At 46.4% G+C, this 14,751-nt stretch carries 13 protein-coding genes and 1 pseudogene; 6 read left to right on the forward strand and 8 right to left on the reverse strand.

The window, feature by feature from the left end; translation table 11 throughout:
- Positions 1-83 (reverse strand): annotated as a pseudogene (locus tag ABV001_RS02565) (30S ribosomal protein S6); the annotation flags it as partial.
- Between the two features lie 121 nt (positions 84-204).
- On the opposite strand from ABV001_RS02565, the gene zwf reads away from it, so the two are divergent.
- The 4 genes from zwf to pgl all read left to right on the forward strand — a co-directional run bounded on the left by zwf (position 205) and on the right by pgl (position 3,137).
- Positions 205-1,734: a glucose-6-phosphate dehydrogenase gene (zwf, locus tag ABV001_RS02570; RefSeq protein ID WP_352421374.1), complete on the forward strand. Its 1,530-nt coding sequence runs from the start codon at positions 205-207 to the stop codon at positions 1,732-1,734.
- A gap of 88 nt (positions 1,735-1,822) precedes the next feature.
- The gene (locus ABV001_RS02575) at positions 1,823-2,062 is read left to right on the forward strand and encodes a hypothetical protein (RefSeq protein ID WP_352421375.1); all 240 of its coding nucleotides are present in this window, start codon (positions 1,823-1,825) and stop codon (positions 2,060-2,062) included.
- Positions 2,053-2,370: a type II toxin-antitoxin system RelE/ParE family toxin gene (locus ABV001_RS02580; RefSeq protein WP_352421376.1), complete on the forward strand. Its 318-nt coding sequence runs from the start codon at positions 2,053-2,055 to the stop codon at positions 2,368-2,370. The genes ABV001_RS02575 and ABV001_RS02580 overlap by 10 nt, the downstream gene beginning before the upstream one ends.
- A gap of 32 nt (positions 2,371-2,402) precedes the next feature.
- Positions 2,403-3,137 (forward strand): 6-phosphogluconolactonase, encoded by a 735-nt coding sequence (gene pgl, locus ABV001_RS02585; RefSeq protein WP_352421377.1) that lies wholly within the window; start codon positions 2,403-2,405, stop codon positions 3,135-3,137.
- Here the strand turns inward: pgl and def are convergent.
- From def to folB, 4 genes are all read right to left on the reverse strand, one after another.
- Entirely contained in the window at positions 3,121-3,681 is a 561-nt protein-coding gene (def, locus tag ABV001_RS02590; protein ID WP_352421378.1) for a peptide deformylase, read from the reverse strand. The two genes, pgl and def, sit on opposite strands and share 17 nt — an antisense overlap.
- 60 nt (positions 3,682-3,741) lie before the next feature.
- The gene (gene ruvX, locus ABV001_RS02595) at positions 3,742-4,176 is read right to left on the reverse strand and encodes a Holliday junction resolvase RuvX (protein ID WP_352421413.1); all 435 of its coding nucleotides are present in this window, start codon (positions 4,174-4,176) and stop codon (positions 3,742-3,744) included.
- Between the two features lie 4 nt (positions 4,177-4,180).
- On the reverse strand, positions 4,181-5,014 hold the full coding sequence (gene lptB, locus ABV001_RS02600) for an LPS export ABC transporter ATP-binding protein (protein WP_502929826.1): 834 nt from the start codon (positions 5,012-5,014) through the stop codon (positions 4,181-4,183).
- 103 nt (positions 5,015-5,117) lie between these two features.
- Positions 5,118-5,474, reverse strand: a complete 357-nt coding sequence (gene folB, locus ABV001_RS02605) for a dihydroneopterin aldolase (protein WP_352421379.1) — start codon at positions 5,472-5,474, stop codon at positions 5,118-5,120.
- A gap of 95 nt (positions 5,475-5,569) precedes the next feature.
- Between folB and ABV001_RS02610 the strand changes: the two genes are divergently transcribed.
- Positions 5,570-7,360, forward strand: coding sequence for an aminopeptidase P family protein (locus ABV001_RS02610; RefSeq protein ID WP_352421380.1), 1,791 nt, complete (start codon positions 5,570-5,572; stop codon positions 7,358-7,360).
- A gap of 138 nt (positions 7,361-7,498) precedes the next feature.
- Positions 7,499-8,017 (forward strand): gamma carbonic anhydrase family protein, encoded by a 519-nt coding sequence (locus ABV001_RS02615; protein ID WP_352421381.1) that lies wholly within the window; start codon positions 7,499-7,501, stop codon positions 8,015-8,017.
- Between the two features lie 332 nt (positions 8,018-8,349).
- Here ABV001_RS02615 and ABV001_RS02620 read toward each other — a convergent pair whose 3' ends face one another.
- From ABV001_RS02620 to ABV001_RS02630, 3 genes are read right to left on the reverse strand one after another with little or no spacing between them, the layout of a single operon-like run.
- A complete protein-coding gene (locus ABV001_RS02620; RefSeq protein ID WP_352421382.1) occupies positions 8,350-9,771 on the reverse strand; it encodes a Gfo/Idh/MocA family protein in 1,422 nt (473 codons plus the stop codon).
- 43 nt (positions 9,772-9,814) lie between these two features.
- Positions 9,815-12,568, reverse strand: coding sequence for a M60 family metallopeptidase (locus tag ABV001_RS02625; RefSeq protein WP_352421383.1), 2,754 nt, complete (start codon positions 12,566-12,568; stop codon positions 9,815-9,817).
- A gap of 31 nt (positions 12,569-12,599) precedes the next feature.
- Positions 12,600-14,561, reverse strand: coding sequence for a M60 family metallopeptidase (locus ABV001_RS02630; RefSeq protein WP_352421384.1), 1,962 nt, complete (start codon positions 14,559-14,561; stop codon positions 12,600-12,602).
- Positions 14,562-14,751: the final 190 nt, after the last annotated feature.

The following is a 14,751-nucleotide window of genomic DNA, read 5'->3' on the forward strand; positions in this document are numbered from 1 at the left end:
GTTTTGAATTTTTCAACCGCTTCCTTCATCTGAGCATCAGACAAAACGGGAGTCAAAATGAAAACGGTTTCGTAATTGTTCATACTAATTTAATTATTAATTCGTTAATTGAAAAAATTTCGAGCGGCAAAGATACAATAATTTCTCCAAATATCAACTTTTTAGACCTACATTTGTTATCTTGATATCGTAAATCCATTAAAAATGAAGAAAACAATCAACCAGGCGCTAATAATTTTTGGTGCGTCGGGAGATCTTACCTACAGGAAATTGATCCCTGCCGTGTTCGACCTGTTTATGAATGATTCCTTGCCGGAAGGATATGCCGTGCTCGGAGTGAGCCGGACTGAATTCACTGATAAACAATTTCGCAAGAAAATGAAAGAGGGTATCCGCCAATTTGCCCATTATAAGAATGCGGACGAAAAGAAAATCGACAGTTTCCTTTCCCTGCTCTTTTACCTGAGTATCGACACAGCAAAGGGGGAAGAGTATATACATGTGAAAAAGAAACTGAGCGAACTGGACAAAAAACTCAATCTGGGACATAACTATATTTTTTACCTCTCCACTCCACCCTATCTATACCCCATCATACCCAAATTCTTATACGGCCAGGGGCTCACGTTACAACAGAAAGGTTTCCGGAGAATTATTATCGAGAAACCGTTCGGACATGACCTTCCGTCGGCTATTGAATTGAACAGGCAACTCCTGGAATTTTTTCAGGAAGACCAGATTTACCGTATCGACCACTATCTGGGTAAAGAAACGGTGCAAAATATGCTGGTGACCCGTTTTGCTAACGGCATCTACGAACCGTTATGGAACCGCAATTATATCCAGCATGTAGAAATCACGGCAGCCGAAAGCGTCGGCGTGGAAGGTCGCGGGGGATACTACGACGAATCCGGTGCATTGCGGGATATGATTCAGAACCATCTGCTTCAGATGCTGTCTTTGGTGGCCATGGAACCACCCAACAAAATAACGCCGGAGGAGATCCGCTATGAAAAAATGAAGGTATTCCGTTCACTGCGCCCCCTGAGCAAGATAGACCTGAAAAAGAACGTGATCCGCGGACAATATACCGAAGCGACCGTACGGGGTAAACATTATAAAGGTTATCGTGAGGAGGCGAATGTAAAAACAGGCTCGCGCACAGAAACCTATGCCGCGATGAAAATCTTTATCGATAACTGGCGATGGGAAGGGGTGCCCTTTTATATCCGTACAGGGAAAAGATTGCCTACACAGGTATCGGAAGTAGTTATCCATTTCAGGCCATCGCCGCAAAGGTTGTTTAAGACTGCAGATAATTCACCCCAGTCAGACAATCAATTGATCCTGCGTATCCAACCCGATGAAGGTATTTTGCTGAAGACCGGCATGAAAGTGCCGGGAAGCGGTTACGAAGTAAAATCGGTCAATATGGATTTTCATTATTCAGAGTTGAACGACCATTATATACCTGGTGCCTACGAGAGATTGATACTCGATTGTATGGCGGGCGACAATATGCTTTTTATGCAGGGTGCCGCCGCCGAAGAGACATGGAAATTCGTTCAACCCATCCTCGATTATTGGGAGAATGACAAGGATGCAACTCTCCATGGTTATCCGGCCGGATCCTGGGGACCGGACGTGGCAGACGACCTCATAGAAGGGAAAGAGAATACCTGGCGCTACCCATGCAAGAATCTGGCGGAAGACGGGATTTATTGTGAGTTGTGATTTGAAAAGGAGTGTAATTTTTTTAACAATAATTCTACTGATAAGAAAAAACTCTTTTGTAAATTTGAACAAATAAAATAGCATTGTCATGGATATTCAAACGAGAAAAATAGAATTTGTGCAAGAGTTTCTAAAGCTGCAAAACGAAGAGTTATTGATTCGTTTAGAAAATCTTTTGCATTCAGGTAAATCAACCAAAGAGGATAATTTCAAACCTCTATCCAGAAAAGAGTTAAACCGAAGGATTGACCAATCCTTAGAAGACTCAAAAAATGGAATGCTCACCCAATCAAATGATTTAATTTATGAAATAGAAAAATGGGATTGACCGTATTTTGGACAGATTTTGCGAAAAATGAGCTAAAAAAAATCCATCACTATCATCGCAAAAAGGTTAGTGTAAAAGTAGCTCAGCAAATCTCTACACAAATTGTAGAGAGTACCCATATTTTAAATAATTTACCGGAATCTGGTGCTATTGAAGAACTCTTACAAGAAAAACCACAAAATTTCAGGTACATCCTAAGCACGAATTACAAAATCATTTATTGGATAAACAAAGAGAAAAATAGAATTGAAGTGGTGGATGTATTTGACACACGACAAAACCCGGTCAAAATGAAACGGAACAAATAAAACAAAAGTCGTTTTTTTGAATAAGGAAAAAAATGGACATACAGATTTTCAAGACAAAAGATGACCTGAACAAGGCTTTTACCGACAGGCTAAAAGAGGTTATTTCAAAAAAGGATATAGTGACAATTGCCCTTTCGGGCGGCTCTACGCCAAAATCATTATTTGATGATTGGGCGCAACTACCTGAAGGCGAAATAAACTGGAAGAAAGTCAAACTTTTCTGGGGTGATGAGCGCTGCGTACCGCCATCCGACGATGAAAGTAATTACAAGATGACCAAAGAGCATCTTTTTGATTTTGTGCCGGTACCCGAAGAAAATATATTCCGTATACAGGGAGAAAACGATCCCGAATCGGAAGCCGAAAGATATGGAGGGTTACTCAACCGGGAGTTAGGAACGACGAATGGCGTGCCTTCTTTCGATATCCTGATGTTAGGCATGGGAGACGACGGGCATACCGCCTCCATCTTTCCTCATGAAATAAAACTCTGGGACAACCCTGACAATTGCGTGACAGCCATTCATCCCGTGAGCGGGCAGAAACGGGTGAGCCTCTCCGGTAAAGTAATCAATGCGGCAAAGAATGTTTTTTTCATGGTAACAGGAGAAAACAAAGCCGAGAAAGTGAAGGAAATCATCGAACAACCGGATTCAGCCAAAGAAAAATATCCGGCAGCGCTGGTACAACCGGAATCGGGAAGTCTCCACTGGTTTCTGGACCGCGAGGCGGCCAAGCTGCTCCCCCGGCCTACTTCACCGTCCTGATCTTATAGTCGCAAGACACTTTCCCTTTTTCCATATTGGCCAGTTTGCTTTTGACCATCCTTTTACGAAGCGGTGAAATCTTATCCACAAACAGGATGCCATCTATATGGTCATATTCGTGTTGGATGACACGCGCCCTAAAGCCTGAGAATGTCTCATCGCGCGGCTGCAGGTTCTCATCCAGATACCGGATGCGGATCTGCTCTTCCCGGGGCACTTTCTCGTGAATACCCGGGATGCTCAGGCACCCCTCCTCTACAGCGGCCAGTTCCCCTTCCCGTTCAATGATATGGGCATTGATGAACGCCTTTTTGAAATCCTTGAACTCAGGATGTTCCTCATCCGCCAGCGGGGAGAGATCCACCACGAAAATACGGTCCTCCAATCCCACTTGAGGACCGGCAAGCCCGATACCATCGGCCGCATACATGGTTTCGAACATGTTTTCGATCAATTCCTTTAAATTGGGGTAATTTTGTGGCTCTATATCTTTTGCCTCTTTCCTCAAAACCGGATGCCCGTAAATATATATAGGTAATATCATAATTATTAATTTGTTGAATCGTTGAACTGTTTGTTGAACCGTTAAATCAGTAAATCATCATTACTCGTCCCGGCCTGTCGGGAACAATCGCCTCTCCATATATCCCTGCAGGATAATGGCAGCGCTGATTTCATCAACCAGTTCCTTATTTTGACGGTCTTTCTTTTTCAATCCGGCATCCCTCATAGCCTGTTGGGCCATTTTGGATGAAAACCGCTCATCCCAATATTCCACAGTAATCTGCGGATATAATTTCCTCAACCGGTTCACGAAGGGTTCCACCCGTTTCATATTTTCTGAAGGCTCATTATTCATCTGTTTGGGTAGTCCCACCACAATACACGATACCGCCTCTTTTTGAAGATACTCGTCCAGAAAATCAAAAATCCGGGATGTCTCCACTGTAGTCAGGCCATTGGCAATGATCTGCAGCGGATCGCTTACAGCTATCCCCGTGCGCTTTTTCCCGTAATCGATAGAAAGGATCCGGCCCATACTTTCAAGGAGCATCGAATATACGTTTGCGCAACTCAAAATCTCGTCCAAGATACTTCTCCCTTACCACCGGATTGGCAGCCAGTTCCTCGGCAGTACCCTGAAACAGGACTTTACCCTCAAAAAGCAGGTAAGCACGGTCAGTGATACTCAACGTCTCATCTACATTATGATCGGTAATAAGAATACCTATATTCCTGTATTTCAATTGAGCCACAATCGACTGTATATCCTGCACTGCAATCGGGTCGATCCCGGCAAACGGTTCATCGAGCATGATGAATTTCGGGTCAATAGCCAGACAACGCGCAATCTCTGCACGACGACGCTCACCCCCGGAAAGACGATCACCCGTATTCTTTCTCACCTTACCGAGCCCAAACTCATCGATGAGACTCTCCAGCTTTACCTTTTGCTCTTGAGGCGATTTATCGGTAAATTCCAATACCGACTTGATATTATCTTCCACCGTCATCTTCCGAAAGATAGATGCCTCCTGGGCCAGATAACCAATCCCGTGCTGCGCACGTTTGTAGACCGGAAAGCGTGTAATATTCTGCTTACCGATAAATATCTCTCCTTCATTCGGCACGATCAATCCCACCGTCATATAGAAGGTGGTTGTCTTTCCCGCCCCATTAGGACCGAGCAACCCGACGATCTCTCCCTGATTCACGTTAATGGAGACATGGTTCACCACCGTACGCTTCCCATACTTCTTCACCAGATTCTCGGTGCGCAACGTCAGCGATTCTTCCTGTGACAGACTTTCCTGCTCTATAGTATCAAGCTCTTCGGTTTCAATGCCGGACACTATGTCATCTCTCGTTTCGTCCATTTACTCGAAATATTTTTGCAAATATAGAGAAAGCCGGGAGAAATGCCAAACTCGTTTGAGCATTTCCGAGGCGCATCCCATATTGCACAAAGGTATGAAAAAGTTACGATTCTGAAATAATCACTGTCGCGCAATCCATTTTTCCGGCTACAGGTGGATTCATCTTTGCCAGTTCCACTTCAATCCGGTCGATCCCGGGAAACATCTCCTTTACTCTCCGCAAAATACGGTATGCTACGTTTTCAATTAACTGGGAAGGTTTTGCCATTTCTTTTTTTATCAAATCATATACCTCCGCATAATCGACCGTATCCGCCACATCATCGCTGATACAGGCTTCCGACAAATCGGATGAAAACCGCAATGTCACGGAAAAATTATTCCCGTGAAGTGCCTCGTGTTCCAATACGCCATGATAGGCAAAAAAATGCATGTTTTTTAATTCGATGGATGTCTTCATTGATTTATTCTTCTTATCAGAAACTCAATTATGGGAATATTTCGTTATATTTGTTGTTCCAAATACAAATATAATGAAAGCAAATTTATAATCATATGAAGACAACCGAAATTTCCAAAAGACTTTCAGCCATAAGGCAATTTATGGAGGAGAAACAACTCGATCTATTCATCGTTCCCAGTACGGATGCCCATCTGAGTGAATACCCACCCAAGCACTGGGAATCCAGAAAATGGATCAGCGGCTTTACCGGTTCCGCAGGAACGGCTGTAGTGGCAAAAGACAAGGCTGGCGTATGGACGGATTCCCGCTATTTCCTGCAGGCTGCCGACGAATTGAAAGATACGGGGTTCGAATTGTTTAAAATGGGACAACCCGGCACACCCGATATGACGGACTGGATTATTGAACAGGCTGGTAATGGCGGAGCGGTTGGAATCGACGGGTTGGTTTACGCGGCCTCTGAGGCAAAAGCATTAAAAATAAAACTCGATGCAAAAGGTATCCGGCTGGAGACCTCTCTCGACCCTTTTGCGACAATATGGAACGACCGTCCGGAAATTCCTAAGAATGAAGTTTTCACTTTGCCGGATACGGTAACCGGGGAATCGGTCACAAGCAAAATTAAACGCATCAATGCCGAATTGAAAAAGGTGGATGCGGATGGCTTGATCATAGTAACCCTCGATGCGGTAGCATGGACTTTTAATCTTCGGGGAAACGATGTGGATTACAATCCGGTAGCAGTTGCATACGGCTATGTTTCGGAGAAGGAGACAGTACTGTTTATCGATCCCGAAAAATTGACCGATGAAGTATCCAAAACGTATAAAAAGCAAGGGATTAAGATTACCGATTATAATGATATTTTCGAATATGTCGCCGGATTACCGGAAAATAACACTATCTGCATTACCGGTAACAAAATCAATTATAAGTTGCTGCAAACTATCCCTTCCTCATGCAAGATTGTGGACATACCGTCGCCCGTGGACCTGATGAAGAGTATAAAAAACGAGACCGAATTAAAAGGATTCAGGAATGCCATGATCAAAGACGGTGTGGCACTTGTGAAATTCTATATGTGGCTGGAAAAGGCCGTTCCTGCAGGAGAAGTGACAGAAATGACCGTGGAAGAAAAGTTGCATGAGTATCGTTCTCAACAGGATCTCTTTGTAGGCGACAGTTTCGGCACTATTGCCGGATATGCGGGAAATGGCGCCGTTATCCATTATCATGCTTCTCCCGCAACCTCCCTACAGGTGCAACCGGAAGGATTACTGCTGATCGATTCCGGAGGCCAGTACAAAGACGGAACGACCGATATCACCCGCACGGTGACTGTCGGCAAGTTAAGCCGACAGATGAAAAAAGATTACACCCTGGTATTGAAAGGACATATCGCCCTGGCTACCGCTGTCTTTCCCGAAGGAACCCGCGGGTCGCAACTCGATATCCTTGCCAGAAAAGCGCTGTGGGATAACGAACTCACCTACTGGCACGGCACCGGACACGGCATCGGACATTTTCTTAACGTTCACGAAGGACCTCAAAGCATCCGTCTGGAAGAAAACCCGACTCAGCTCAGGCCGGGCATGGTTACTTCCAACGAGCCGGGGGTTTATCGTGCCGACCAGTATGGTATCCGCATAGAGAACCTGATTGTCACACAAGAATACAAGAAGACCAAAGAGTTCGGCACTTTTTATAATTTTGAAACTATCACGCTTTGTCCTATCGATACCAAACCGATAGCCAAAAAGCTACTCACCAAAAATGAGATCAAGTGGCTCAACAATTATCATAAAATGGTGTTCAAAAAACTCAAAAGATATCTGAACGAAGAGGAAAGAGCATGGCTGAAGCGGAAAACAAAAGCAATATAATTCAAAGATTCAAGAGCCAAGAACCAAGAGCCAAAAACCAGGATTCAAGGCTAAATTGATTTGTGAATTTATGGATGTACGGTTCAACCGTTCATACCGTTTTCATTCATGGGTAATTAATTAGTAATTTTTCAAACAATGTCCCTTATAAAATCGGTTCGCGGTTTCACACCCGAAATCGGCGAAAATACCTATATGGCAGAAAATGCCACCATCATCGGAGATGTGATTATCGGCCGTGATTGCAGTATATGGTTCAACACCGTGCTTCGCGGCGACGTAAATTCAATTCGCATCGGAGACAGGGTAAACGTACAGGATGGCACGGTTATCCACACCTTGTATCAGAAGTCGGTATCAATCATCGGGAATGATGTATCCATCGGTCATAATGCAGTTATCCACGGTGCGGAAGTGAAAGACGGTGCGCTTATTGGCATGGGCGCTGTCGTGCTCGATCATGCTGTGGTAGGCGAAGGAGCCATCATCGCTGCCGGCTCTGTAGTGCTCAGTGGCACACAAGTGGAACCCGGCAGCATCTATGCCGGCGTACCTGCCAAATTCGTAAAAAAGGTCGATCCCGAGCAATCCAAAGAGATAAACCAGAAAATAGCGAATAACTATTTAATGTACGCGAGTTGGTTTAAGGAAAAGTAAAAATTCAGATAAATCGACCGGTTTTCTATTTTATATTAAGATATAATACCCCCAAAAAGTTAAGACAAATCTTTTTGGGGGTATTTCATAAAAGGAAAAGGAACAAAACCTATAGCTGATAAACGACTGTTTCCTCAATAAGGCGCACTCCATCATCGGGACAGGAATTCTTTAGTTCCGGGACATAAGAATAAAACAGCTATCAATATTGTTCCTCGCGTTCTTTTCATTGCTTTAAATTATGCACGACAAAAAACCTGACACATCCGGACAGACATGTTGTCTATATTCTCAAGAATACGTTAATGGTTAATTTTCAGCCATCTAAAAGTTCAATCCACGAACGCGTGACGGTATCCCCGCACATCACTCCAATGTCCCCGGGTAAAATCGGGTACCTCCACCGGAGCGCTGTTGTTCTCTATCGAGATACGGCTCAACTCCGCGAGGCTGCACCATTCCGCCAAGTCGTACACGTCCATGTCCAACGGTAATCCGTTCTGCAGGCAGTATACCAGGCGATAATCCATGATGAAGTCCATGCCCCCGTGGCCACCCACCTCTTTGGCTTTTTCTTCGAGTTCCTGATGGATGGGGTGCTTGTATTTCTCCATCAACGCATCACGAACCTCCTTCGAAACATAGTTGTGCGCGCTCAGGTCCTCGTGATTCGGCACGCCATCTGCTTCCGTCAGCGCGTCTCCCTGCAGGGCATACCCTTGGTTGGGATACTTGTTCGCGAAACCTTTTGTTCCGCTCACCTGGTACATCCGGCTGTAAGGACGAGGCGAAGCTACGTCATGCTGGATATGGATTGTCTTGCCGTTTTCCGTGCGGATCATCGTCATCGTGTGTTGCCCGTTAGCGAAGTCGTAAGCGCTGTCGCGGTCTATTCCACGCTCCTCGATCAGGTACTCGGGAATACTTATCGGCTTGGTATCCATCGCTACCAGCGTGTTCATCTTGTCGCCACGGTGGATATCCAGCGCCTGGGCTGCGGGTCCGATACCGTGGGTGGCGTATACGTCCCCCCGGAACTCCTTGTTGTACTGTAGGCGCCAATCCGCTTCGTAGGAACCCCAGAAGTCACGCAACTCGTGGATATAGGCACCCTCGGTATGTAATATTTCCCCGAAGAGTCCCTGCTGTGCCATATTCAGGGTGGTTAGTTCGAAGTAGTCGTAGACGCAGTTCTCAAGCATCATGGCATGTTTCTGTGTTTGCTCTGCGGTGTTCACAATGTCCCATATCTCCCCGAGCGTCATCGCGGCAGGCACTTCACACGCCACATGCTTGCCCTGTTCCATCGCGTAGATCATCATGTCGGCATGGCGTTTCCAATCGGTTGCTATATAAACCAGGTCGATATCTTCACGTTCGCAGAGCTCCTTCCACGCCTCCTCGCTACCACCATAGGAAGCGGCACGGGGCAGTCCGGCGTTCTCAAGGATAGCCTGCGCCTTCTCTACCCTGTCCTCGTGCAAGTCGCACAGAGCCACGATCCGCGTGCCCGGAATATGGGTAAACCGGTGTACGGCTCCCGGGCCGCGCATCCCCAAGCCGATAAATCCAACCCGAACCGTCTCCAGCCTGGGAGTGGTTAGGCCAAGAACATGTTGTTGCCCGGCAGGCCGCTCGGGTACCTCGGTACGGATAGGTTGATATTCTCCTTTCGGCGTCTGTGTGCCGTTTGTACAGCTAAATAGGAATAACGTCGCCAACAGAAGGGCGATTGTTGTAAGTTGTTTCTGCATAGAATTCATTTATTATTTATTGTATATTGGTAGCACATCTCGATCACCAATTGACTTCCGTTTTGTTTCCGTCAAAGGCAACAGCATATATTTTTAACGATTGCGGATCGCTTTCAAGCGCAAAAGAAGACTTGTTGGTAACAAAAATAAGCTGTTCGCCATCATAAGCCTCATACGCGACTACGTTCCTCCAACCATTAGTGACTATATTTACTCCGTTTTTACTTGCGGTTCCGGGTTGTATGGGCGACCTATTTTTAAAAAATTCCCAGTTGGAATCGCAAATATATTCAATCTTTTCCGTCATCGGGGCATAATTCCGCTCTTTCATTTCATCAATCAACCGATCAATCTGGTTCTGGGTGACTAAGAATTGCCCCTGGCCATAATCATCTATTGACCCGTTATACGGGCTCAGGTATCCCCAGCGGGTAAAGAAGCCGGTCAGGTCGGTTCCTGTAATATCACACATCATCCTTACAAAGTCGAGTTGTTGTTCTCCGGCGTTGGGCTTATCGGGAGAGGTACGTACCCTCTCATACAGGTCCTTGTATACATCGGTGTATCCGCGTACATTGGAAAAATAGAGCTGCAACTGCCATAATGAAACCAGTTTACAGAACACATCTTCTTCACCGGGATGCGGGGTGTCGTGCACGAACGAGTTATGGTATGCTTTCTCATACCGGTTATTATACCTTCCCATATTCTCCGACTCGATTCGCGAGTCATTCCCCCACTCTGTTTGCACGTATAGGGAATGCACATTATTGGTTACCTCGGTCATCCCCAGCCACTTGAAACCGGGGCGTGTCTGAAACACATGTCCCATCTCATGGGCAGGCCCCCAAGGTTCCGATTTGAAATTACTTAGCGTAAGGATCTCTTGTTGCGTCGACGCATTGTAAGAGGTGCGATAAGAGGTGGCATACATATAGGATGTGTATATGACCTTGAAGTATGCCCTGTTGATGGTGGGGCGGTCATACTTCATCAGTCCCATAAATTCCTTCTCCTGACGTACCAGATTGTCGTAGGCCGCAATCAATTGGGGTCCGTTGTCTCGCGCATACTGCCTGAATGCCGACGTTTCAAAGGTCAAATGCGCATGTTCTCCCAATACGTCGAAATACTTGTTGGTGGCGGCATCCAAAAGTCGTCTCCAGTCGGACGACTCATGTTTCTGAGAGTCAAAATAACCATTCACCTCACCGGAAGCAAAATGTATTTTTACCGGAGGCACAGAAGCATAATCGGGCGTATGATAGAAAATATAAATCAATCCTTTGTGCCGGGCTTTGATTTTATTGACCCCGGTTGAAAGGGGATAAAATGATGCATTGTCATAGCCGGCCGCACCCGGCGTATCGAGGTCCTGTATCTTCATACTGATGGTTTGACCGTATGTGTCACCCACAAAAACAACCAGCTCATCTCCGGCTCTTTGCACGCCAATGCCGGTTGGATTATCCAGCAAACTTAACGCGGACGTCTTATTCTCGCTCGCCCAGACATTGGGATGCGGCCAAGCCTTGTATTCCTGTATCCTGAACTCAGCGGGATATTGGTCGTTAAGCAGATAGAGAGCAATATTCCGGTAGAGGCTGCTGGAAACATTTTCTATATCGTCCAAGCCGATGCCCGGTTTCAATTCTGAACAAGTCAAATCAGTAAAGAGCTGTAACGGATCAAAGTTATCAGGGTTCGTTCTATAGAACTCCATCTCGGCACAACTGGCAAAACCTTGTCCGTCTCCGGCACCCGATTTCACGATAAATCGTATTGTTTTCGGATTGATCAGCGGCTGATCAAACACGATCTTTGCGGCTGATCCCGAACCATTAAAGTCATGTTCCAGCAATTTCACCAGATTCGGTTCCGATTCGGTGGCCGCCCACAATTCCACCTCCTTGAAATTTCCGTTGGAACCACTGGTACGGGGATGGTATATCAGATAGTCGATACTTTCCTGATCCTCGAAATGATAATCGAGTGTTATCGGGAAATAGTTGGTACCACCATTGCTCCAATTGGAGTGGTAGTTCGTATCGTAATTGCCGTCAAACGATTTTTCGATCTCTCCGCCCGTCTGGAATGAACTGGCCCAACCTCCGCTGATGGGTACCTGTATGTCGTCCTTAATATCATCCGGCGAACCACCGGCATAACCGGACTGTCCCTTTTGTATCACAAGGATCTCTTTCTCCAATTCGCCATCCGTCTGCCGGACTATCAACACGGCACGCCGCTCAGCCTCTTCCGTGTTCCACGCCACTTCAAAGCGGAACACCTCCGTCACCATCTCTGCAGAGCGGGTTTCCGGCTTCTCTTTGATCCAAGCCGCCTCTTCCGGAACAACCACTTCATATTCTATATTGGAAGTTACTTCCAAAGTAATATCCGTCCTATCAGCAGATACGGTAAATATGTCCGAAGAAAGCAATATAGCCGGTTCCGTACCCAACTGTTGTACTGAAATAGTTTCAGAAAGACTACCCGCAACAACCTCTAATTCCGCTGTTCTTGTGTCGAAATCACTGTTTTTGCTCACAGTTATACTTAGTACATTTCCTCTGCGAATAGCTTGAAGCCACGATTGCGCATCGGACTGGACTGTTGTCGTCCAATCTTCCATACTCGTCTTCACTACAATTTCACGTGTAGACGGTTCTGATTTAAAGTTGACTATTTTTGTATCAATAGTTAGAAAAGAAGGTATACTCTCCTGCTTCTCTCCGCAGGCAGGTAGCAGCAGAGCTACCAAAAAGAGAAATAGTAAAATCGACTGTAGGTTCATGCAATTAAAATTTACGTGTAACAATGTAGTATCAATCCTCCATTAATGCAATATCTTTCTTCGGTTTAGGAAGATTCATTGCCGCTATGTTTCTTTTTACGGCATCCACATCGTCCTGGCTCACCGTATAATGATAGAAACCATAGTCGTTGACCTGTATATCTCCCACGTAGAAAAAGCCCCACCGCTCAAAAAAATCGGTCAGGTCTGTTTGAGACACTTCACAGGCCAACCGGCAAAACTCAAGCATATTCAGATAATCTTTGCCGCGGTCACCACCTCCCAGCGGTTCCTGTTGGCGCATGGCAATCATCAGGTCGGGATAAAAATCGGGATACCCCTGCTCTGTGAAATAGAGATGCAATTGCCAGAAAGGAACAAGCCGGTGGAACACGTCAGTATTTCCATCGCCTCCGTACTGGCTGGAAGACACATCCTTACCCAGAAAATATAAATAAGAAATACCCTTGTCGAGTATGGTCTCACGCGCTTTGGCATAAATGCCTTGTTCCGACAGGCGGCTCCTGTTCCCCAGAGTGGTGGTAGAATAGAGTGTGAGGATATTGTTGCTCACCTCCGTCATTCCTCCCCAGGTAAGTTGCGGCCGCATCTGGAGCACATGCCCCAGTTCATGGCTGAATCCCCAGCAGGGATCACCCTTCACAATGCTTTCGGGATCTGCCACCAGGCGCATCGCCCAATCGATATAGGCCACGCCGTCCCCGTCACGGAACATATAATAATGGTAATTGATACGTGCCAACACGCGGTTTTCAGGGGAAAGCCCCTCTTTGTCCCACCCTATAAAATGGCGTTGCAGGGCTACGATACTATCAAAATTCTGTAACAGCTCAACGCCACGGTTCCAGGTGAATCGTTTCAAGCTGTCTACCGGAAACGCCACTTGAATATGCTTGCCCCGCATATCCATAATGGGGCTGACGGCATTCTCTAGGAGTGCGTTAAAATCACTGTCGGTATCGCCTCTTGTAATATCGAAGTACCCGTTTACTTTACCGGTTAGAAAATGCACGGCAATGGGCGGGTGATTTTCGGGGCTGTCATCCGTGAAGTATTGTATATAGGCATGTCCTTCTTTTTCAAGACGGATCAGGTTGGGTCCCTCTTGCAGCCGGAATGCCTCACTTTTCAGGCCCCATCCGGCGGGATCCTGTTCGGGCTTTACCCCTTCCGGTGCCCTGCGCGTCCATTCCGGAACAATAAGTGTGATTTCGGCGCCGCTGGTTTCTCCCACGAAGACAATATTCTCCCCTTTATCCAGCACAATGCCCGTGATCCCCTCGTATTTGCTGAAGCCGTCTCCAATACGCATTTGTCCTCCTAACACTACCGGATCGAGGCAGGGGGTATAATCGGCGAGCCGCAACCCCGGACCATATTTCTCGTCATAAAGTTGAGTGGCCAGATTTCTGAGCGCCGGGATTTTTAATCTTCCGATTTCCTTCCGGCGGACATTCGGCTTCAACTTCGTGCCCGTTAAATCGGCAAACACGTTTGATTCCTCAATCAGCCTCGGGGTGGTAATGGCATCCGCAGGCAACATCACGCACTCGAGCTCGCCCAGGCTCACCATATAGGCATCCCGTGATCTTCTTTCCCTGTAGGCATCCGTGATGACCAGTTTTATCTTTTCGGGATTCTTAACCGGGTTATCCAGTTCAAGGTGGACAGGGGTGTTCGACCGGCCGGCATTCAGGTCCGCTACTTTGTGGTACGTGCCCTTTTCCATTACCCAGACCTCGGCTGTTTTAATGACACCATTAAAGCCGGAACCGCGTGGAGAAAGGATGATCTTATCCAGCCGTTTGCCGCTCCCCTCCAGACCGGCTTCAATAATCACCGGTTGCCGGGGAATACCGCTCCACAGGGTATGGAAAATCTCGGTATCGGCGTCCCGTTTCCCGTCTGCAATTTTTTCAACTTGTGATCCCGGTTCGGTTATGCCGGACGGGGAGACGGTAATATTTTTCATTTCGATAATCGCGGGAGCGTCAAGATTATCCGTGATTAACGGCGTTTTTTTAAGACTGCAACTTGTTGCGACAATTGCGACAAAGAGAAAAAATTGAACCTTGATAGATCTCATAAGGGTATAAATTATGCCAACTGACGATTCATCCGTACGGGAGGCACTCGATTGGGAAAAAGGATTAAAACCTATC

Source organism: Proteiniphilum sp. (genome assembly GCF_040307845.1).
Taxonomy (GTDB): domain Bacteria; phylum Bacteroidota; class Bacteroidia; order Bacteroidales; family Dysgonomonadaceae; genus Proteiniphilum.

What these genes read in the sequence shown, in the direction of transcription:
- lptB (WP_502929826.1), bottom strand. Translation starts at nt 5,014, where the DNA reads ATGGACGAAACGAGAGATGACATAGTGTCCGGCATTGAAACCGAAGAG.
- def (WP_352421378.1), bottom strand. Translation starts at nt 3,681, where the DNA reads ATGATATTACCTATATATATTTACGGGCATCCGGTTTTGAGGAAAGAG.
- ABV001_RS02615 (WP_352421381.1), top strand. Translation starts at nt 7,499, where the DNA reads ATGTCCCTTATAAAATCGGTTCGCGGTTTCACACCCGAAATCGGCGAA.
- ABV001_RS02575 (WP_352421375.1), top strand. Translation starts at nt 1,823, where the DNA reads ATGGATATTCAAACGAGAAAAATAGAATTTGTGCAAGAGTTTCTAAAG.
- ABV001_RS02625 (WP_352421383.1), bottom strand. Translation starts at nt 12,568, where the DNA reads ATGAACCTACAGTCGATTTTACTATTTCTCTTTTTGGTAGCTCTGCTG.
- folB (WP_352421379.1), bottom strand. Translation starts at nt 5,474, where the DNA reads ATGAAGACATCCATCGAATTAAAAAACATGCATTTTTTTGCCTATCAT.
- ABV001_RS02580 (WP_352421376.1), top strand. Translation starts at nt 2,053, where the DNA reads ATGGGATTGACCGTATTTTGGACAGATTTTGCGAAAAATGAGCTAAAA.
- ABV001_RS02610 (WP_352421380.1), top strand. Translation starts at nt 5,570, where the DNA reads ATGAAGACAACCGAAATTTCCAAAAGACTTTCAGCCATAAGGCAATTT.
- ABV001_RS02630 (WP_352421384.1), bottom strand. Translation starts at nt 14,561, where the DNA reads ATGAAAAATATTACCGTCTCCCCGTCCGGCATAACCGAACCGGGATCA.
- zwf (WP_352421374.1), top strand. Translation starts at nt 205, where the DNA reads ATGAAGAAAACAATCAACCAGGCGCTAATAATTTTTGGTGCGTCGGGA.
- ABV001_RS02620 (WP_352421382.1), bottom strand. Translation starts at nt 9,771, where the DNA reads ATGCAGAAACAACTTACAACAATCGCCCTTCTGTTGGCGACGTTATTC.
- ruvX (WP_352421413.1), bottom strand. Translation starts at nt 4,176, where the DNA reads ATGGGCCGGATCCTTTCTATCGATTACGGGAAAAAGCGCACGGGGATA.
- pgl (WP_352421377.1), top strand. Translation starts at nt 2,403, where the DNA reads ATGGACATACAGATTTTCAAGACAAAAGATGACCTGAACAAGGCTTTT.